Below are 19,252 nucleotides of genomic sequence, written 5' to 3'. Positions count from 1 at the left end.
CGACAATAGCAGAGCCGTCGCAGTGCGCTACTTCCGCACCGCGCCCAATCTGGCGATCACTTCGTTCGGAATGCCGTAGCGCTGGATGGCGTCGCGGTTGTTCCGCAACCCGCAGATCTCACGCTGGATGAAGAACGCCCAGACGGCGTCGGAGGCTTCATTGAGAAGCCTCTCGCGTTCCTCAGTGTTCTGGCCGTCGGGAGCCCAGGCCTTCAGGGCGGCAAGTGCCGCCTCCGCTTTCAGTCCGTGACGTCCAAGCGAATCCGCGCGTTCCGACATCAGCTCGTATTCGAGGACGTTGAAGCCGTTTTTATTCTGCTCGGATGGTCTGAAGGACTGCGGCGGACGAACGCTCATTGGCACAGGTCTCCGTTGGCGTGAGCCGCGATAATATCCAATCCGGTTCCAAATTAAAGAAGGCGAGCATGTTCGCCCGAAAACCGCTCACACCTTTCGGCATCATACTCTTGAGATCAAGACGGTCGGAAACAGGGCTATCCTGCGATTTCCCCGCATGGCATAAGCGCGCCAAAATCTCCTTCTCCAGGCTCCCGCGCAAATCATGATCCGTATTGAAAATATCAGCAAGCAGCTCAGTCACCGCATCCTCTTCATCGAGGCGTCCGCGGCTCTTAACAGAGGCGAGAAGATCGGCCTCGTCGGCCCGAACGGCGCCGGTAAGACGACCGTCTTCCGGATGATCAACGGCGAGGAGCAGCCAGACGAGGGGCAGGTCTCCGTCGAAAGGGGCGTCACCATCGGCTATTTCAATCAGGATGTCGGCGAGATGGCGGGCCACAGCGCCGTCGCCGAGGTGATGAACGGTGCCGGCCCGGTCAGCATCGTTGCCGGCGAATTGCGCGATCTCGAGGCCGCCATGGCCGATCCCGAGCAAGCCGATAACATGGAAGAGATCATCGAGCGTTACGGAGAGGTGCAGGCGCGCTACGAGGAGTTGGACGGTTACGCGCTCGAGGGCCGCGCACGCGAAGTGCTCGCGGGGCTCAGCTTCAGCCAGGAGATGATGGACGGCGATGTTGGCGCGTTGTCGGGCGGTTGGAAGATGCGCGTGGCGCTTGCTCGCATTCTCCTCATGCGCCCCGATGTCATGCTGCTCGACGAGCCGAGCAACCATCTGGATCTCGAAAGCTTGATCTGGCTGGAGGAATTCCTGAAAGGTTACGAGGGCGCGCTGATGATGACCTCGCATGATCGCGAGTTCATGAACCGCATCGTCACCAAGATCATCGAGATCGATGCGGGCACGCTGACGGCCTATTCCGGCGACTACGAATTCTACGAGCAGCAGCGGGCGCAGAACGAGAAGCAGCAACAGGCCCAGTTCGAGCGCCAGCAGGCCATGCTTGCCAAGGAAATCAAGTTCATCGAGCGGTTCAAGGCGCGCGCCTCGCATGCCTCGCAGGTGCAGAGCCGGGTGAAGAAGCTGGAGAAGATCGACCGGGTGGAACCGCCCAAGCGCCGCCAGATCGTTTCCTTCGAGTTCCAGCCGGCGCCGCGCTCCGGCGAGGACGTGGTCAACCTGAAGAACGTTCATAAGAAATACGGCAGCCGCAGCATCTACGAGGGACTCGACTTCGTCGTGCGCCGCCGGGAGCGCTGGTGCATCATGGGCATCAACGGTGCCGGCAAGTCGACGCTGCTGAAGCTGGTGACCGGCTCCACCGCGCCTGATCAGGGCAGCGTCGCCCTCGGCGCCAGCGTCAAGATGGGCTATTTCGCCCAGCACGCCATGGATATATTGGATGGCGAGCGCACTGTCTTCCAGATGCTGGAAGACCAGTTCCCGCAGGCAGGGCAGGGGCCGTTGCGCGCGCTGGCCGGCTGCTTCGGTTTCTCCGGCGACGATGTCGAGAAGCGGTGCCGGGTACTATCAGGCGGCGAGAAGGCCCGGTTGGTCATGGCGATCATGCTGTTCGACCCGCCGAACCTGCTCGTGCTCGACGAGCCGACGAACCATCTCGACCTCGACACCAAGGAAATGCTGATCAAGGCACTGTCGCAATATGAGGGCACCATGCTGTTTGTTTCGCACGATCGGCATTTTCTCGCCGCACTCTCCAACCGGGTGCTGGAACTGACGCCCGAGGGCGTCCACCAATATGGCGGCGGCTACACCGAATATGTGGCGCGCACCGGCCAGGAGGCGCCCGGCCTGCGAAGCTGACGGATTTTTTCGCGGGGCATGTCGAAATTGCCAGGCTCGAGGCGACCAGCAGACAGCCGGCCAGCGATATCGGCTGAGCGGTCGAAGCAACGGAGGAAGATATGTCCATGCTGTTAGACAGGATCGAGGTCGTCACCCTGTTCGTCGATGATATCGACGAGGCCAAAGCGTTCTACCAGAAGGTCTTTGCACCCGAGATCGTCTATGAGGATGCAGTATCCTCGGTGCTGAAATTCTCTGGGACGATGATCAACCTGCTGAAAGTGACGGAAGCGCCTCAACTGGTCGAGCCGTCGGCGGTGGCAGCACCGGGTTCCGGCGCGCGCGTCCTGCTGACGATCAAGGTCGATGCCGTCGATGCGGTTTGCGCGGAACTGCGCAAGCTCGGGGTCACGCTGCTCAATGGTCCGATCGATCGTCCATGGGGCCGCCGTACCGCGGCCTTTGCGGATCCGTCGGGCCATGTCTGGGAGGTTGCGCAGGAATTGCGCTAAATTGGTGTCGCCGAGTTCTGAGGTCGCCTTCAGATTTTGCGACCGTGACGCGCCTCGGTAATGCCAGTTCGTCCACGCGAAGAGCGGATTCCACGGCTATCGCCACGATGATGACCAAATTCCGTGGTGTTCGAAGGCCTCTTCATGCAATCGGGGACGGGCACAACGGCATGGACTGGATCAATCGCTATATCGATCAGCCGCTACTGCACGGCGCGGCGGGTTTGCTGCGGAGTTGGCATCTCCGCACGCGGCAACCGCCGGAACTGTTGGAGCCGACATGGAATCTCGTCGTGCTCTCCTTTCTGCTGATCGCGAGCGGGCAGGTCATGGCCGGCGAGACTTTCACGCTCAGCGTTGCCGCGCTGATCATGCTGGCGCTGCCGTCCGCGCGAAAACTGCTTTCGGCTGTGAAGGCAGGGGGAGGCGGTTACGGCGCTCGGGAATATAAATCGCTGAGAGCGCGGGCCATCGCCAAACGTGAGGCGGAGTGGTCGGTGCGGATCATCGTGTTGTTCGCATCCGCCTGCCTTCCGTTCATCGCCCGCATCGACGATCCGGTGGGAGCCTGTTTCATGCTCGGAGCCAGCATCTGGTTCGTGCTGACCGGGCCGCTCAAGGCCTATCTCGATGCGGCCGAACCTCCCGAGCCGAATGAAGGCGACCGGAGGTACAGCGGCGTTTTTCATTTCGGCTGAACAAGCCGATGCGCCGACCGTGACACGGACGGGAACCAAATGGGGCGGCCTCCGTTATCTCCGCAGCAACGTAAAAGGAGATTGCGATGCTTTACTACGCTCTGGTGTTTCTCGTTGTGGCCTTGATTGCCGGCGTCCTCGGATTTGGCGGCATCGCAGGTGCTTCAGCTTCCATTGCCCAGGTTCTGTTCTTCATTTTCCTGGTTCTGTTCGTCGTGTCGCTCGTCATGAGACTAATGCGAAAAGTATAGTGCGGACAGATCGAGTATAAAAACCCGGCGAACACATCGCCGGGTTTTTCTTTATTGCCACACTCGGTTTGACTTCTACGTCACTGAAGGTTTCCATCCCGGTCGTGGTCGGCTGTCGCGAAATCCGCCATCACCCGCTGCATGAATTCGCTTCGGCTGATGCGGCCGTTGTGGTTCGCGTCGGTCAAAGTGAATTGCTCGACCGTCAGGATCTGCACCGTCTCGTCGGACTGCAGGCTGCCGTCCTTGTTCTTGTCGAGACTTCCGAAAGCCGTGCCCATGAAGGTCTCGTATTCCGAACGGTCGACGGCCTTGCTGGCATTGCCGTCGAGCCGCTCCATCTGGCCCTGATACATCGATCCGGGCTGTTGCTGCTGTTGCGCCACTGCCCCAACACATTGGCACAGGATGAGTGTCGTCGCGAAAGCCAAGGTTTTCATCGCTTGATATCCCTCCCCAATTATCGGCAAGCCAGGCGGTTGCCTACGAAACCGCCACCGCCTATGCCGGCGCCGACAGCAAGCACCTGCCCGGTTCCGGCGCCGATCGTACTGCCGATCAAGCCACCGACAATCGCGCCGCCGACGGTTCCCGCGATGCAGCCGAATTCGGAATTACGATCCGAGACGGCCTGTGACGTCGGCCCGGACTGGCAGGCGGAGACGGCAAGGCATCCCGCCAGTATGATGTTTGTCCTGCGTATGCGCATCTTTCCCTCCCGATAAATTACCCGCTATCTCCAATAGAGATGAGCGGGCGTACGATTGTCCGGCCCCCGCGAAAATATCGCCTGATTATATCTCTCAAATTCAGACTTAGTTTCCGTTCGAACGGAAGCATAATTCCGGAAAACAAGCGGAAATTCTGCGGCAATGCCAAGCAATCATGCCGATTCCTCTCCAGTTACAGCGCTGTATGGAGAGTATTTTCAAATAGTACAGCTATCTATACGGCATGGCAACCTGCGCGATCATCGATCGCCTATCCAAATAGGGCGCCTGCAATTTGCATGATACCGCTCGTTAAGATTGACGGCGATCAGGATCGTGCCTTTCCGGCAACCATCGCTGACAACATCGTAAAATAACCGGATGACGCGAAATGATGCCTTCGAAATGTCCCAATGGGGGCTGAACCGTAGCCGTGTTTGTCGGTTGCGCCCTCCCATGCGCTTTGACATGCGATGCGTAAATGATGCCGGGTCGGGATCGTTTTGCGGTTCCGTCCGTTATCTGTTGCCGAATCTGGTGGCGAGTAGCCGGGTATGCTCCCGTCACGATTTGAGAAGGAGAGACTTATGAATAAAACTTTTGCGACAGCGTTTGCCGCGGTATCGTTGACGCTGGTCGGCGCTGGGGCGGTTAATGCCGCCGACCTCGTCACCAGGACGTATGAAGAGCCGGACCTGCGCAATGGCGTGAAGATCGGCTACCTCACCTGCGATATCGGCGGCGGCACGGGTTACGTGCTCGGCTCCTCCAAAGAGGCCGACTGCATCTTCCAGTCGACCGTCGGCAACGAACTTTCGGATCGTTATACGGGCGAAGTGAGAAAGCTCGGCATCGACCTTGGCTTCACCACGCGCAGCCGCCTGATCTGGGCCGTGTTCGCGCCGACGGCCGGCTATCACCGCGGTTCGCTCGCCGGCCTCTATGTCGGCGCTAGCGCTGAAGCGACGCTCGGTGCCGGTGTCGGCGCCAATCTCCTGGTTGGCGGCACGTCCGGCTCGATCCATCTGCAGACGGTCAGCCTGACCGGTCAGCTCGGCCTCAACGTTGCGGCCGGCAGCGCCTCGATGACGCTCACGGCAGCGAATTGATGTAGCCTTTTGGCGTCCCCTGCCGCATCGCGGCAGGGGACGCCACCTCGTCTGAGGAGCGATTTCGCGCCCTCGTATGCCCAAGCCGGATCACGACACGATGGATATTCGAATGGCAAAGCCCAGCGAGGACGAGATCCTGGTTGGGCACTATCTGAAGATCTGGGACAGCTACGGCACACCACCGGAACACTACAGGTCTGATGCGGCGGCGCGGATATTGTCCTTTATCAGAAGCGGTCGCGAAGAGCGCCGCCTGACCTCGTCCCTTGCGGTCGTCGACGGTGACATCGCCGGTTCTGCATCCTGCCAGCTGCACCAATCGCCGTTTCCGGAGGTCATCCGGCCGGAACAGCGGCTGCACGGTTACATCTGGTCCGTCTATGTCGCCGACGCCTTCCGCCGGCGCGGCATCGCATCGGCGCTGACCGACAAGGCTGTCGACTATCTGAAATCGATCGGCTGCACGACGGCCGTCATCCATGCTTCAGATGCCGGCGAGCCCGTCTATCGAGCCGCTGGTTTCGAGCTGGCGAAGGAAATGCGCCTGAAGTTTTCGGCGGAGTAGCGACCGGCGATCGCCGGAGCCGCCACCGAGCGTTCCACTTACGCTTTCGCTCGGCCGGGCGCGATAAAAGTGGCAATCGTCGCCTCGTCATGGCCGGCCTCGCGCAGGAAGCGGCTGGCGAATTCGATGGCAGGGCTTCTAAGCGCATCGTCCGGCCGGATCAGGTGAAAGGCCACATGATAATCGAGCGTCCGCTCCGACAAGGCGACGACGCGTCCGGCCGCCAGCGCAGCATCCGATAGCGGCGGCCGCGCGAGTGCGATCCCGAGCCCCTGCGCACAGGCATCGATCACCAGATTGTAGTCCTCGAAGCGCCGGTCGTGGCCGCGCGGTATATAGTCGACACCCTCGCGGGAGAGCCAGCGGCGCCAGCCTTCGATGTTCGAATCATGCAGAATCGGCAGATCGAGCAGCGAAAGGGCATCGGAACGCTGCCCGAGCCGGTCCGCCAGCGCCGGGGCGGCGATCGGGAACGATTTCTCCTGCCAGAGCGGCAGGGCGCGTACGCCGGCCCACGGCCCCTTGCCGCAGCGAATGGCCAGATCCGTGCCTTCGCCGAAATCCGCCAGCCGGTGTTCGAGCGTGAGCTCGACATGCAACTCGTTTCCTTCGAGCTTCGGCAGGCGTTGAAACAGCCATAGGGAGGCGACAGAGGGCGTCACCGAAAGGCGCACCACCGCCTTGTTACGGCGAGGCAGCCAGCGTTCGCCGCTATTGCCGAGCAGCGCAAGTGCTTCCTCCGCCCGCGCGAAAAACCGCATACCTTCCGGCGTCAGGCGCACGCCGCGGGCTTCGCGCGCAAACAGGCGCACGCCCATCCAGCGCTCCAGGCGCGAGACCTGCCGCGACACCGCCCCATGGGTGATGCCGCTTTCCTCGGCTGCGGCCGAAAACGATCCGAGCCGGGCGGCGCGGGCAAAGGTCTCGAGCGTATCGAGTGGCGGAAGCACTGGTGAGCTGTGAACCATACGCACATTTGATCATCGATTGCGATGCTTTTCAAGCACGTATCGAGGGCCTAATCCATTGTCGCAGGAACATATGGAGGCGAAAATGAGCATGGCGGCAAGCGCATCGATTTCGACGAAACAGCAAGGCGGGTTCGATCTGGTGGCCTTTGCGGCGATCCTCGTCACCATCCTCTTCTGGGCTTCCTCTTTCGTGGTGATCCGCATCTGCCTCGGACCGCTGACGCCGATCGAACTGGCAACGGCGCGTTATGTGGCAGCCGGCGTCATTGCTCTCGTCTATCTCGTCATCTACCGGCCGATGCCGGAAAAACGCGACTTCGTCCGCCTCTCCGTTGCCGCCGTGCTTTTTATCGCCGCCTATGCGGTGCTGCTGAACACTGGCGAGCAGACCGTTGCGGCAGGACCGGCGAGTTTCATCATCAACACCATGCCCGTCTTCACCGCCCTGATCGCCACATTCGCGCTTGGCGAGCGCTTCGGCCGCTGGGGCTGGGCGGGGACCGCGGTTTCCTTCGGGGGCGTGGCGCTGATTGCGGTCGCCTCCGACGACGGTTTCAAGCTCGATCCGAATGCCGTCCTCATCCTGGGCGCAGCGCTTTGCTCGGCGATCGCCAGCGTGCTGCAGAAGCCGCTGCTCGGACGGCTGCCGGCGCTTGCCGTCACCGCCTGGATCCTGCTCATCGGTTCCGTGCCGCTGGTTCCGGCCGTTCCGGCGACGATCCAGGCGCTGGCCGCCGCACCGGCGGAGGTGAACTGGGGCGTTGCCTATCTCGTCATCTTCCCCACAGCGATCGGCTACCTCACCTGGGCGATCGCGCTGAAGCGGCTGACGGCCGCCCGCGCCTCGAATTTCCTTTACGGCGTTCCGCCGGTCGCCACGCTGATCGGTTTTGTCTGGCTGGGCGAAACGCCGACGGCGCTCGGCGCAATCGGTGGCACCATGGCAATTCTCGGTGTGCTGGTCGTCAACGTGATGCGGAAGCGGTAGCGTCAAATTCGGGCCGTGAAGGCGGCCTGGTAACAGTTAGGCATTGCGCCGCCGTTCGCTTTCTTTAAAACGAAAGCAAATCGAAAGGCGTCCCATGTTCTTGACCGACCGACAAACTGAAATCGTCGCGATTGCAAAATCGAGCGGCAGGGTTCTGGTCGAGGAGCTCGCTTCCCGCTTTTCGGTGACGCCGCAGACGATCCGCAAGGACCTGAACGATCTCTGCGACGCGCAGGTACTGACACGCATCCATGGCGGCGCAACATTTCCGAGCGGGACAGAGAACGTCAAATACGAGGCGCGGCGGCAGATCGCCGCTTCCGAGAAACAGGCAATCGGCATTGCGGCCGTCGAGCTCATCCCAAGCGGTGCCTCGCTGTTCATCAATATCGGAACGACGACAGAGGCGGTAGGCGAGGCGCTCGCCAACCATCACGAGCTGATGGTGATCACAAATAATATAAACGTTGCCAATAGGTTACGTCTTTTTCCGGCAATCGAGGTCGTCATTGCCGGCGGGGTCGTACGCGGTTCGGATGGCGGGATCGTCGGCGAGGCGGCCGTCGATTTCATCCGCCAGTTCAAGGTCGATTACGCCGTGATCGGTGCTTCGGCGATCGACATAGACGGCGCGCTTCTCGATTATGATTTTCGGGAAGTGAAGGTCGCTCAAGCAATCATCGCCAATGCCCGACATGTCATTCTCGTAGCCGATTCGACGAAGTTCGAACGTACCGCCCCGGTCAGGATCGGCCAGCTGTCCCAGGTTCATACCTTCATCACCGATCACTGTCCGGTGCCGTCGATCCGCAATCTCTGCCTGGAAAACAATGTGAAACTGATCGAAACGAATGGCCGATCCCGTTAGACGGGGATCTGCGGAAACATTCGTTTGACATTCGGATCTCTTTCGTTTTAACTGGTGTTACTTTCGCAATTGCGCAAATTTTGTGCGATGCGAAATCGACAGCGGGCTCGGAGGGGGAATTGGGCCGAAATATTCACGACATATTCGTCATCGGGGGCGGCATCAACGGCTGCGGCATCGCGCGCGACGCTGTTGGGCGTGGCTATTCGGTGGCGCTGGCGGAGATGAACGATTTCGCCTCGGGTACGTCGTCGGGCGCCACCAAGCTGATCCATGGCGGCCTGCGTTACCTTGAGCATTACGAGTTTCGTCTGGTGCGTGAATCGCTGATGGAGCGCGAGATCCTCTGGGCGATGGCGCCGCACATCATCTGGCCGCTGCGTTTCGTGTTGCCCTACCACAAGGGCGGGATCCGTCCGGCCTGGCTGATCCGGCTCGGCCTGTTCCTCTACGACCATCTCGGCGGCCGCAAGCTGCTGCCGCCGACCTCCGTTCTCGACATGCGCAGCGATCCGGCCGGCAAACCGCTGAAAGCGCTTTTTGCCAAGGCCTTCGAATATTCCGACGGCTGGGTCGACGATGCCCGCATGGTGGTACTGAACGCCCGCGACGCCGCCGACAAAGGGGCAACCATCATGCCGCGCACCAAAGTGGTGTCGGCGAGGCGCGAGAATGGCCTGTGGCATATCGAAACCACCGATACCGTCACCGGCCGCAATGACAGCCATCAGGCCAGGATGCTGGTCAATGCCGCCGGTCCCTGGGTCGATCATGTCATTCGTTCCGCCTTCGGCCAGAACGAAGCCCATCATGTCCGCCTCGTCCAGGGCAGCCATATCGTCGTGAAGAAGAAATTCGACGATGTGAGAGCCTATTTCTTCCAGAACCCCGATAACCGCATCATCTTCGCCATCCCCTACGAGGGCGACTTCACGCTGATCGGCACCACGGATCGCGATTATACCGCCGATCCGCGGGATGTCCGGATCTCCGAGGAGGAGACCGTCTACCTCTGCAATGCGGCGTCGGAATATTTCAAGGAGCCCGTCAGGCCGGAGGATATCGTCTGGACCTATTCAGCGGTCAGGCCGCTTTATGACGACGGCGCCTCGAAGGCGCAGGAGGCGACGCGCGACTATGTACTGAAGCTGGAAGGCGAAGGTGCCGCCGCGCCGCTACTCAACGTCTTCGGCGGTAAACTCACCACTTATCGCCGGCTTTCCGAACACGCGCTGGAGAAGATCGGCGCTGCGATCGGCGTCAAGGGTGCCCCATGGACGGGCAAAAGCCATCTGCCGGGCGGCGACTTCCCGGTTCGGGGCTATGAGGCACAAGTTGACAAGCTGAAGCGGCGTTATCAGTTCCTCGCCGATCAGCATGCCCGCCGCCTGGTGCGCCGCTATGGCACCAGGGCCGAGGCGCTGCTCGGCGATGCCCGCGGCATCGACGATCTCGGACGGCTGTTCGGCGGCGATCTCTACGAGGTCGAGGTTACCTATCTCGTTGAACATGAATGGGCCCGGCACGCCGAAGACGTGCTGTGGAGGAGAACAAAGGATGGTCTGCGCCTTTCGAAGGAGCAGGCTCAGTCACTGGAGGAGTACATGGCTGCCATACCGGCGATGGTCGGATAGGCGGCGTGTGGTCCCCGCTGCGTGGAGGCACGGGAACAGGAATGCTGGAACTGCGGAAGGCCGCAAAGATGGTGGGAGGAGACTATCATATCCACCCGACCGATCTTGCTTTTGAAAGAGGAACGCTGAACGTTCTGCTTGGGCCGACCTTGTCGGGCAAGACCTCGTTGATGCGTCTGATGGCCGGCCTTGATCGGCCGACAACCGGTACGATCCATTTTGATGGCGCTGACGTGACAGGTATGCCTGTCCAGAAGCGCAACATCGCTATGGTCTACCAGCAATTCATCAATTATCCGGCATTGACGGTCTACGAGAATATTGCCTCGCCGCTGCGGATTGCCGGCAAGGATGCCAAGACCATCGATCTGGAGGTGCGCAAGGCTGCCGAACTTCTGAAGCTCGGTCCTTATCTCGATCGCACGCCGCTCAACCTCTCGGGCGGCCAGCAGCAGCGCACGGCGCTTGCCCGTGCGCTCGTGAAGAATGCGAGCCTAGTTTTGATGGACGAGCCGCTTGCCAACCTCGACTACAAGCTGCGTGAGGAACTGCGGCAGGAATTGCCGCGGATCTTCGCGCAGTCCGGCGCAATCTTCGTCTATGCCACGACGGAACCTTCCGAAGCCTTGTTGCTGGGCGGCAATACGGCAGCGCTCAGCGAGGGCCGGATCACGCAGTTCGGCCCGACGGTCGAGGTCTATCGCCATCCGGTCGATCTAACGACGGCGAAAACCTTTGCCGATCCGCCGCTGAATTTTATCGATCTGGTCAAATCGGAAGGCAACTTCCTGCGCGATGGCATTCTGATTTTTGCCGTGCCGCCGCATCTTCAGAATGTGCCGAACGGGCCGGCAACCATAGCGTTTCACCCCCATCATCTTGCACCAACCGCCCAGACGGCTGATTCGGCGCGGCTGACAGCACGGACACAGATTTCGGAGATCACCGGGTCGGAAAGTTTCGTGCATCTGCAATTTGCCGACACCCGCTGGGTGATGCTTGCGCACGGCATCCACAATGTCGACCCGGACACGGATCTCTCCGTATTCATCGATACGCGCCACCTGATGGCGTTCGGCGCGGACGGCCGGGCAATCACCACTGCCAGGCAGAGGGGCTAGGAGAAAATCATGGCACGTATCACCCTCGATCATATTCGACATGCCTATGGGCCGAACCCGAAGAGCGAGAAGGACTACGCTCTCAAGGAAGTGCACCACGAGTGGAACGATGGCGGCGCCTATGCGCTGCTCGGACCTTCAGGCTGCGGAAAGACCTCACTGCTCAATATCATTTCCGGCCTTATTCAGCCGTCCGAAGGGCGAATTCTCTTCGACGGACAGGATGTTACGAACCTGCCGACGCAGCAGCGAAATATTGCGCAGGTATTCCAGTTTCCGGTGATCTACGACACGATGACCGTCTATGACAACCTGGCTTTCCCCTTGCGCAACCGCGGAGTCGCGGAGCCTGATGTTGATCGTCGTGTCCGCGAAATATTGGAGATGATTGATCTTGCAGACTGGGCCAAGCGTCGCGCGCGCGGTTTGACGGCGGACCAAAAGCAGAAGATTTCGCTCGGCCGCGGCCTCGTGCGCTCGGATGTGAACGCGATTCTCTTCGACGAGCCGCTCACTGTTATCGATCCACATATGAAATGGGTGCTGCGGTCGCAGCTGAAGCGGCTGCATAAGCAGTTCGGTTTTACGATGGTCTATGTCACGCATGACCAGACGGAGGCGCTGACCTTCGCCGACAAAGTCGTGGTGATGTACGATGGCGAGATCGTGCAGATCGGCACGCCGGCCGAGCTCTTCGAGCGTCCGAGCCATACCTTCGTCGGCTACTTCATCGGTTCTCCAGGCATGAACTTCATGCCAGCCAAGGTGGAAGGCCGCACGGTTCGGGTCGGCGAGCACGCTCTGACTCTCGACTATGCGCCAAAGACTTCGGCAGCGGCCAAGGTAGAGCTTGGAATCCGGCCCGAGTTTATCCGGGTCGGCCGCGAGGGCATGCCTGTGACCGTGAGCAAGGTGGAAGATATCGGCCGGCAGAAGATCGTCCGCGCGCAGTTTGCCGGCCAGCCGATCGCGATCGTCGTCCCTGAAGACGGGGACATTCCGGCTGATCCCCGGGTAACCTTCGAGCCGTCGGGTATCAGTATCTATGCCGACTCTTGGCGCGCCGGACCGGAGGCTTGATCATGGAAAAAACCTGGAACAACAAAGCGTGGTTTCTGGTCCTGCCGGTCCTCGTGCTGGTGGCATTCTCGGCCGTCATCCCCTTGATGACGGTTGTGAACTATTCCGTTCAGGACACTTTCGGAAACAACCAGTTCTTCTGGAACGGAACGGACTGGTTTACCGAAATCCTGCATTCCGACCGTTTCTGGGCCGCCCTGCAGCGAAATCTAATTTTTTCGTTGATCATTCTCGCTCTTGAGATCCCGCTCGGCATCTTCATTGCGCTCAACATGCCGAAATCGGGCATCGGCGTGCCGGTGTGCCTGGTTCTGATGGCGCTACCACTGCTGATCCCGTGGAACGTTGTCGGCACGATCTGGCAGGTGTTCGGCCGCAACGACATTGGTTTGTTCGGCTATTCCCTCAATGCCATCGGCATCGACTACAACTATGTGCAGGATCCGCTCGACGCCTGGGTGACGATCATCATCATGGACGTCTGGCACTGGACGAGCCTGGTCGTCTTGCTCTGCTATGCAGGCCTCGTTTCCATTCCGGATGCTTTCTATCAGGCAGCCAAGATCGACGGTGCGTCTCGTTGGGCCGTATTCCGCTATATCCAGCTGCCAAAGATGAAACGCGTTCTTCTGATCGCCGTGCTGCTGCGTTTCATGGATAGTTTCATGATCTACACCGAGCCTTTTGTCGTCACGGGCGGCGGTCCCGGCAACGCGACCACTTTCCTGTCGATCGATCTGGTCAAGACCGCCCTCGGACAGTTTGACCTCGGTCCGGCCGCTGCCATGTCGCTGATCTATTTCCTGATCATCCTGCTGCTTTCGTGGGTGTTCTACACCGTCATGACAAGCCACGACGCGGAGAATTGAAATGAGCGCCTCCAACGAAACGACAGCGAGCCGAAAAATCTCAGGCGTTACCAGTGTCGCAAGCGGTCTCTCCTCCGATGAAGTCAGCCATCTGATGCGCCGGCGCGGCGAGGAATCGCGCTGGTGGTGGCTGGTTCCGACGATCTATATCATCGTGCTCCTGCTGCCGATCTATTGGCTCGTCAACATGAGCTTCAAGACCAATGCGGAAATCGTCAATTCTCTGACGCTTTATCCTCATAACCCGACGATCGCCAATTACGTGACGATCTTCACGGAGAAGGCGTGGTATTCCGGCTACATCAATTCAATCACCTATGTCGTGATCAACATGGTGATCTCGGTGGCAGCCGCGCTGCCGGCGGCCTATGCCTTCTCCCGTTATCGGTTCCTTGGTGACAAGCATCTTTTCTTCTGGTTGCTGACGAACCGGATGGCGCCGCCGGCGGTTTTTGCCCTGCCGTTCTTCCAGCTCTACTCAGCCTTTGGACTGATCGATACGCACATTGCCGTGGCATTGGCGCATTGCCTCTTCAACGTGCCGCTGGCGGTCTGGATCCTTGAAGGCTTCATGTCCGGCGTACCGAAGGAAATCGACGAAACGGCCTATATCGATGGCTATTCGTTCCCGCGCTTTTTCCTGAAGATCTTCACGCCGCTGATTGCGAGCGGCATAGGTGTCGCCTGCTTTTTCTGCTTCATGTTCTCTTGGGTCGAGTTGCTGATCGCACGAACGCTGACGACGACCGACGCGAAGCCGATCGCTGCCACCATGACCCGTACCGTCTCCGCATCCGGCATGGATTGGGGCTTGCTCGCCGCCGCGGGTGTTCTGACCTTGATCCCAGGGGCGCTGGTGATCTGGTTTGTGCGCAATTACATCGCCAAGGGCTTCGCCCTGGGGAGGGTTTGATGGGCTTTTCGCTTCCCGATTTTTCATGGATGGCATGGACCTGGCCGACGGCCGCGTTCTTCATCGTTATCGCATTGCTGCTGATCGGCATGGGGGTCTGGGAGTATGCCGTGCCGGGCGGCAACCCGCGGATCGGAATCCTGCGCTTCGAGACGACGCGCGGTGATCGGCTTTTCCTTTCGCTGCTCGGCAGCGCCTTTATCCATCTTGCCTGGCTTGGTCTCGCGGGATCAAGCCTCTGGTGGGCTCTCGCTCTCTCCGTTGTCTACGCCGTCGGCGTATTCCGTTACGTGTGAGGCAAACTGATGCAGATGGCCGGGGTTTTTCTGGCCGCCTGAGACGTGAAGACTGCAATCGCAAAACCCTGGGAGGATATCATGCGAAGGCATTTATTGACGACGACAGCAGCCGTGCTGCTGGCCATGACCGGGTCGGCCTATGCCGGCATGGACGAGGCAAAGACTTTTCTGGATAAAGAGATCGGCGACGTGTCGACGCTCTCTCGCGCCGACCAGGAAAAGGAAATGCAATGGTTCATCGATGCTGCGAAGCCTTTCCAGGGGATGGACATCAAGGTTGTTTCGGAAACCTTGACCACCCACAAGTATGAGTCCGAGGTTCTGGCTCCGGCCTTTACTGCGATTACCGGGATCAAGGTCACGCACGACGTCATTCAAGAGGGTGACGTTGTCGAGAAGATCCAGACACAGATGCAGACCGGACAGAACCTGTATGACGGCTGGGTCAACGACTCCGACTTGATCGGTACCCACTGGCGTTATCAGCAGGTGCGTAACCTGACCGACTGGATGGCCGGCGAAGGCAAGGACGTTACCAACCCCGGCCTCGATATCGACGACTTCATCGGCACCAAGTTCACGACCGCGCCGGACAAGAAGCTCTACCAGCTTCCCGACCAGCAGTTCGCCAACCTCTATTGGTTCCGTTACGACTGGTTCAACGACGAGAAGAACAAGGCCGATTTCAAGGCGAAATACGGCTACGATCTGGGCGTTCCGGTCAACTGGTCGGCCTATGAGGACATTGCCGAATTCTTTACCGGCCGTGACGTCAACGGCAAGAAGGTCTTCGGCCATATGGATTACGGCAAGAAGGACCCGTCGCTCGGTTGGCGCTTCACCGATGCCTGGCTGTCGATGGCTGGCAACGGCGACAAGGGCCTGCCGAACGGTCTTCCGGTCGACGAATGGGGTATCAAGGTCGACGAGAACTCGCGTCCGGTCGGTTCGTGCGTCGCGCGTGGCGGCGATACCAACGGCCCGGCATCGGTCTATTCGATCCAGAAGTATCTCGATTGGTTGAAGGCGTACGCACCGCCGGAAGCTCAGGGCATGACCTTCTCGGAATCCGGTCCGGTGCCGGCACAGGGTAACGTCGCGCAGCAGATCTTCTGGTACACGGCGTTTACCGCAGACATGGTCAAGCCTGGCCTGCCTGTTATGAATGAGGACGGCACGCCGAAATGGCGCATGGCACCGAGCCCACATGGCGTTTACTGGAAAGACGGCATGAAGCTTGGTTATCAGGACGTCGGCTCGTGGACGCTGATGAAATCGACCCCGACGGACCGCGCGAAAGCTGCCTGGCTCTATGCACAGTTCGTGACCTCCAAGACGATCGACGTGAAGAAGAGCCAGCTCGGTCTCACGTTCATCCGCGAATCCACCATTCGCGACAAGAGCTTTACGGAGCGTGCTCCGAAGCTCGGCGGTCTGATCGAGTTCTATCGTTCGCCGGCCCGCGTTCAGTGGTCGCCAACCGGCACCAACGTTCCCGACTATCCGAAGCTGGCTCAGCTTTGGTGGCAGGCTATCGGTGACGCCGCTGCCGGCGCCAAGACACCGCAGGAAGCCATGGATTCTCTTTGCGGCGAGCAGGAGAAGGTCATGGGCCGTATCGAGAAATCGGGCGTCCAGGGCGATATCGGCCCGAAACTGGCCGAAGAGCATGATCTCGCTTACTGGAACGCGGATGCGGTGAAGAAGGGCAACCTTGCACCGCAGCTGAAGATCGAGAACGAGAAGGAAAAGCCGGTCACGGTCAACTACGACGAACTCGTCAAGAGCTGGCAGTCGAAGTAAGGCGGACCCGGCCGGAAGCGACGGGGCTTCCGGCCATCACTTCCCGCCACCGGCAACAAGCCGGTGGCACCCACAATCTTTCTCTCATGAAACCTCCGCGTCCTGCTGTCCTCGGCAGGAGCGGTTTCGTGCGAGCCGGAGACGGATATGAGCGGCTATATTCTTTCAATCGACCAGGGCACGACGTCGTCGCGCGCGATCACCTTCGATGGCGACATGAAAATGGCCGGCTCGGCGCAGGCGGAGATCACCCAATATTATCCGCAGCCTGGATGGGTGGAGCACGACGCCGCCGAAATCTGGCGATCGGTCGTCGATACTGTGCGCAAGGCGATCGTCGATGCCGGTATTGATGCCGCCGACATTGCCGCGATCGGCATTACTAATCAGCGAGAGACCGCGGTCGTCTGGGATCGCAGGTCCGGGACACCGCTTCACCGGGCGATCGTCTGGCAGGACAGGCGCACGGCCGAAATGTGCGAGAGCCTGAAGGCCGATGGATATGAGAAGCTGTTCAGCGCCAAGACCGGCCTGCTGCTCGACCCCTATTTCTCCGGAACGAAGCTGCGCTGGCTGCTCGACAATGTCGACGGCCTGCGTGAGAAGGCGGAGGCGGGCGACGTCTGCTTCGGCACGATCGACAGCTGGCTAATCTACAATCTGACGGGTGGCCGCGTGCATGCCACCGAGGCGACAAATGCATCGAGGACGCTGCTCTATAATATCGACGACGGTGCCTGGGACGAGGAGCTTCTCGGCATTCTCCGCATTCCGGCCGCCATGCTTCCTGAAGTCAGGGAATGTGCCGATGATTTCGGCCGCGTCGACAAGACGCTGTTCGGTGTGGAGCTTCCCATTCTCGGGGTCGCCGGCGACCAGCAGGCGGCGGCGATGGGCAATGCCTGCTTCGAGCCAGGCATGATGAAATCCACCTACGGCACCGGCTGTTTTGCCCTGTTGAACACCGGCAGGGATCGTGTTTCCTCCTCCAACCGGATGCTGACGACGATCGCCTATCGGCTTGACGGCGAAACGACCTATGCGCTCGAAGGCTCGATCTTCATCGCCGGTGCCGCCGTGCAATGGCTGCGCGACGGCCTCGGCGTCATCGGTCAGGCATCCGAGGCAGGGGTGCTTGCGGCCAAGGCCGATCCCGGACAGCAGGTCTATATCGTCCCAGCCTTCACCGGCCTCGGCGCGCCCTATTGGGATCCGGCTGCGCGCGGCGCCATCTTCGGTCTGACGCGAAACAGTGGGCCGGCAGAATTCGCCCGCGCCGTGCTTGAATCCGTCGCCTACCAGACGCTCGACCTGCTGGTGGCGATGAAGAAGGACTGGGGCGTCAACCAGCTGGAAACGGTGCTGCGCGTCGATGGCGGCATGGCGGCTTCGGATTGGACGATGCAGTGCCTGGCCGACATGACCGGAAACCCCGTCGACCGCTCGGCGATCCGCGAGACGACGGCGCTGGGCGCAGCCTGGCTTGCCGGCTCGAAAGCCGGCATCTGGCCAGGCATGCGGGATTTTGCGCAGGCCTGGGCCTGCGACCGCCGCTTCAGCCCTTCGATGGATGAGACCGAGCGGCAGACCAAGATCATCGGCTGGAAGAATGCCGTATCGCGAATGATTTCCGACGCCTCAGTGGGGTAGAACAGCTTCCCCAAATACGACCGCAGTGGCGGCTTCTCTTAAGCGCCGTCGGCAGCTTTTCTGTTGATAAAGCTCAGGGCGAGCACGGCGAAGATCAGCGTTCCCGTGCCGACCTGCTGCCAATAGAAGTTCAGATCGGTCAGCAGTAGCCCATTGGCGACGATGCTGAGCAGCAGCGCGCCGAGTACGGTTCCGCCGACATTCGGCCGTCCGAGTGGGCTGAGCGTCGTGCCGATGAAGGTCGCGCCGATCGCATTCAGCAGAAAGGCATTGCCCGAGGAGGGGATGTAGGTGGTGACGGTTGCCGTCAGGATCAGGCCGGCGATTGCCGCGATCAATCCGACCAGGATGAAAGTCACAGCGACATGGGCCGGCGCGGCGATGCCGGAGTAGCGCACGACGCCCGGCTGGATGCCGATCGACAGGATGACGCGGCCGAAACGCGTGCGGGCAAAAACAACGGCCGCGGCCGCAATGACGACGATGGCAGCGGCAAGCGGCACCGGGAAGCCGGCGACCGTGCCGTGGCCGAGGAAACGGAAGGCTTCCGGCACGCCGTTCGGCGGCAGATAGACCGGATTGCCGCCATTGGTCAGCAGCTGCTGAACGCTGCGGCCGATGAACAGCGTGCCGAGCGTGGCGAGGAACGGCGACACGCCGATCCCTGAAATCAGCAGCGCGTTGAAGGCACCGACGAATGCTCCGGCGGCCAGTCCCGCGAGTGCGGCGACTGCCACCGGCTGTCCGGCGAGGACGAGCGAAACGAAGGCGAAACTGGCGAAATCCATCGCCGTTCCCACCGAAAGATCGATGCCGCCCGACGCGACGGCGAAGGTCATAGCGATGGAGACGATGGCAAGCAGCGTGAAATTGTTGACGAGGATGCTCTGCAGGTTCGCAGGCGTCAGGAATGTCGGCGTTGCCACGGAAAAGGCGGCAAACACCGCAACCAGGGCGAGGATCAAGCCATAGCGCACCAAGCCGCCGACGATAAGACGCGGCAGGCCGATGGCGGCGAGGGGAGGGGTCTGGAGCGACATA

21 protein-coding genes are annotated in these 19,252 nt (G+C 60.4%); 16 read left to right on the top strand and 5 right to left on the bottom strand.

The window, feature by feature from the left end; all coding sequences use genetic code 11:
* Positions 1 to 27: 27 nt before the first annotated feature.
* Entirely contained in the window at positions 28 to 357 is a 330-nt protein-coding gene (locus BS629_RS01560; protein ID WP_032980219.1) for a DUF6665 family protein, read from the bottom strand.
* 205 nt (positions 358 to 562) lie between these two features.
* Here BS629_RS01560 and BS629_RS01555 point away from each other — a divergent pair, with 205 nt between their 5' ends.
* From BS629_RS01555 to BS629_RS01540, 4 genes are all read left to right on the top strand, one after another.
* Positions 563 to 2,185 (top strand): ABC-F family ATP-binding cassette domain-containing protein, encoded by a 1,623-nt coding sequence (locus BS629_RS01555; protein WP_018517729.1) that lies wholly within the window; start codon positions 563 to 565, stop codon positions 2,183 to 2,185.
* A gap of 101 nt (positions 2,186 to 2,286) precedes the next feature.
* Positions 2,287 to 2,679 carry a VOC family protein gene (locus BS629_RS01550; protein ID WP_018246641.1) on the top strand — a complete coding sequence of 131 codons (393 nt, stop codon included), beginning with the start codon at positions 2,287 to 2,289 and terminating at the stop codon, positions 2,677 to 2,679.
* Positions 2,680 to 2,786: 107 nt separating this feature from the next.
* Positions 2,787 to 3,377: a hypothetical protein gene (locus BS629_RS01545; RefSeq protein ID WP_018246642.1), complete on the top strand. Its 591-nt coding sequence runs from the start codon at positions 2,787 to 2,789 to the stop codon at positions 3,375 to 3,377.
* An 86-nt stretch (positions 3,378 to 3,463) separates the two neighbouring features.
* Positions 3,464 to 3,628 (top strand): DUF1328 domain-containing protein, encoded by a 165-nt coding sequence (locus tag BS629_RS01540; RefSeq protein WP_003549551.1) that lies wholly within the window; start codon positions 3,464 to 3,466, stop codon positions 3,626 to 3,628.
* Positions 3,629 to 3,708: 80 nt separating this feature from the next.
* Here the strand turns inward: BS629_RS01540 and BS629_RS01535 are convergent, their stop codons facing one another.
* Together BS629_RS01535 and BS629_RS01530 are read right to left on the bottom strand one after the other, a co-directional pair.
* Positions 3,709 to 4,068 carry an EF-hand domain-containing protein gene (locus BS629_RS01535; protein ID WP_018246643.1) on the bottom strand — a complete coding sequence of 120 codons (360 nt, stop codon included), beginning with the start codon at positions 4,066 to 4,068 and terminating at the stop codon, positions 3,709 to 3,711.
* Positions 4,069 to 4,088: 20 nt separating this feature from the next.
* Positions 4,089 to 4,337 carry a glycine zipper 2TM domain-containing protein gene (locus tag BS629_RS01530; RefSeq protein ID WP_012759902.1) on the bottom strand — a complete coding sequence of 83 codons (249 nt, stop codon included), beginning with the start codon at positions 4,335 to 4,337 and terminating at the stop codon, positions 4,089 to 4,091.
* Positions 4,338 to 4,925: 588 nt separating this feature from the next.
* On the opposite strand from BS629_RS01530, the gene BS629_RS01525 reads away from it, so the two are divergent.
* Together BS629_RS01525 and BS629_RS01520 are read left to right on the top strand one after the other, a co-directional pair.
* Complete coding sequence (locus BS629_RS01525) at positions 4,926 to 5,447, top strand: DUF992 domain-containing protein (RefSeq protein ID WP_018246644.1); 522 nt, start codon at positions 4,926 to 4,928, stop codon at positions 5,445 to 5,447.
* Between the two features lie 76 nt (positions 5,448 to 5,523).
* Complete coding sequence (locus BS629_RS01520; RefSeq protein ID WP_018246645.1) at positions 5,524 to 6,015, top strand: GNAT family N-acetyltransferase; 492 nt, start codon at positions 5,524 to 5,526, stop codon at positions 6,013 to 6,015.
* Positions 6,016 to 6,053: 38 nt separating this feature from the next.
* Here the strand turns inward: BS629_RS01520 and BS629_RS01515 are convergent, their stop codons facing one another.
* Positions 6,054 to 6,983: a LysR family transcriptional regulator gene (locus BS629_RS01515; protein WP_018246646.1), complete on the bottom strand. Its 930-nt coding sequence runs from the start codon at positions 6,981 to 6,983 to the stop codon at positions 6,054 to 6,056.
* A gap of 73 nt (positions 6,984 to 7,056) precedes the next feature.
* Here BS629_RS01515 and BS629_RS01510 point away from each other — a divergent pair, with 73 nt between their 5' ends.
* The 10 genes from BS629_RS01510 to glpK all read left to right on the top strand — a co-directional run bounded on the left by BS629_RS01510 (position 7,057) and on the right by glpK (position 18,211).
* On the top strand, positions 7,057 to 7,974 hold the full coding sequence (locus tag BS629_RS01510; protein ID WP_018246647.1) for a DMT family transporter: 918 nt from the start codon (positions 7,057 to 7,059) through the stop codon (positions 7,972 to 7,974).
* A 94-nt stretch (positions 7,975 to 8,068) separates the two neighbouring features.
* A complete protein-coding gene (locus BS629_RS01505) occupies positions 8,069 to 8,842 on the top strand; it encodes a DeoR/GlpR family DNA-binding transcription regulator (RefSeq protein ID WP_018246648.1) in 774 nt (257 codons plus the stop codon).
* Positions 8,843 to 8,961: 119 nt separating this feature from the next.
* Positions 8,962 to 10,476, top strand: a complete 1,515-nt coding sequence (gene glpD, locus BS629_RS01500) for a glycerol-3-phosphate dehydrogenase (protein WP_020493452.1) — start codon at positions 8,962 to 8,964, stop codon at positions 10,474 to 10,476.
* A gap of 41 nt (positions 10,477 to 10,517) precedes the next feature.
* Entirely contained in the window at positions 10,518 to 11,597 is a 1,080-nt protein-coding gene (locus BS629_RS01495) for an ABC transporter ATP-binding protein (protein ID WP_018246650.1), read from the top strand.
* Positions 11,598 to 11,606: 9 nt separating this feature from the next.
* Entirely contained in the window at positions 11,607 to 12,677 is a 1,071-nt protein-coding gene (locus tag BS629_RS01490; protein WP_018246651.1) for an ABC transporter ATP-binding protein, read from the top strand.
* Positions 12,678 to 12,679: 2 nt separating this feature from the next.
* Positions 12,680 to 13,546: a carbohydrate ABC transporter permease gene (locus tag BS629_RS01485; RefSeq protein WP_003552206.1), complete on the top strand. Its 867-nt coding sequence runs from the start codon at positions 12,680 to 12,682 to the stop codon at positions 13,544 to 13,546.
* Position 13,547: 1 nt separating this feature from the next.
* A complete protein-coding gene (locus tag BS629_RS01480; protein WP_018246652.1) occupies positions 13,548 to 14,459 on the top strand; it encodes a carbohydrate ABC transporter permease in 912 nt (303 codons plus the stop codon).
* Complete coding sequence (locus tag BS629_RS01475) at positions 14,459 to 14,755, top strand: DUF2160 domain-containing protein (protein ID WP_018246653.1); 297 nt, start codon at positions 14,459 to 14,461, stop codon at positions 14,753 to 14,755. The genes BS629_RS01480 and BS629_RS01475 overlap by 1 nt, the downstream gene beginning before the upstream one ends.
* 81 nt (positions 14,756 to 14,836) lie before the next feature.
* Positions 14,837 to 16,561: an ABC transporter substrate-binding protein gene (locus tag BS629_RS01470; protein WP_018517728.1), complete on the top strand. Its 1,725-nt coding sequence runs from the start codon at positions 14,837 to 14,839 to the stop codon at positions 16,559 to 16,561.
* Between the two features lie 147 nt (positions 16,562 to 16,708).
* Positions 16,709 to 18,211: a glycerol kinase GlpK gene (glpK, locus tag BS629_RS01465; protein ID WP_018246655.1), complete on the top strand. Its 1,503-nt coding sequence runs from the start codon at positions 16,709 to 16,711 to the stop codon at positions 18,209 to 18,211.
* A 38-nt stretch (positions 18,212 to 18,249) separates the two neighbouring features.
* On the opposite strand, the gene BS629_RS01460 is transcribed toward glpK, so the two are convergent.
* Positions 18,250 to 19,251: an ABC transporter permease gene (locus BS629_RS01460; RefSeq protein WP_018246656.1), complete on the bottom strand. Its 1,002-nt coding sequence runs from the start codon at positions 19,249 to 19,251 to the stop codon at positions 18,250 to 18,252.
* Position 19,252: the final 1 nt, after the last annotated feature.

It is taken from the genome of Rhizobium leguminosarum bv. viciae USDA 2370, assembly GCF_002008365.1.
In the GTDB taxonomy this organism is placed as follows: Bacteria; Pseudomonadota; Alphaproteobacteria; order Rhizobiales; family Rhizobiaceae; genus Rhizobium; species Rhizobium leguminosarum.
This window is presented reverse-complemented; position numbering and strand designations above follow the sequence as displayed.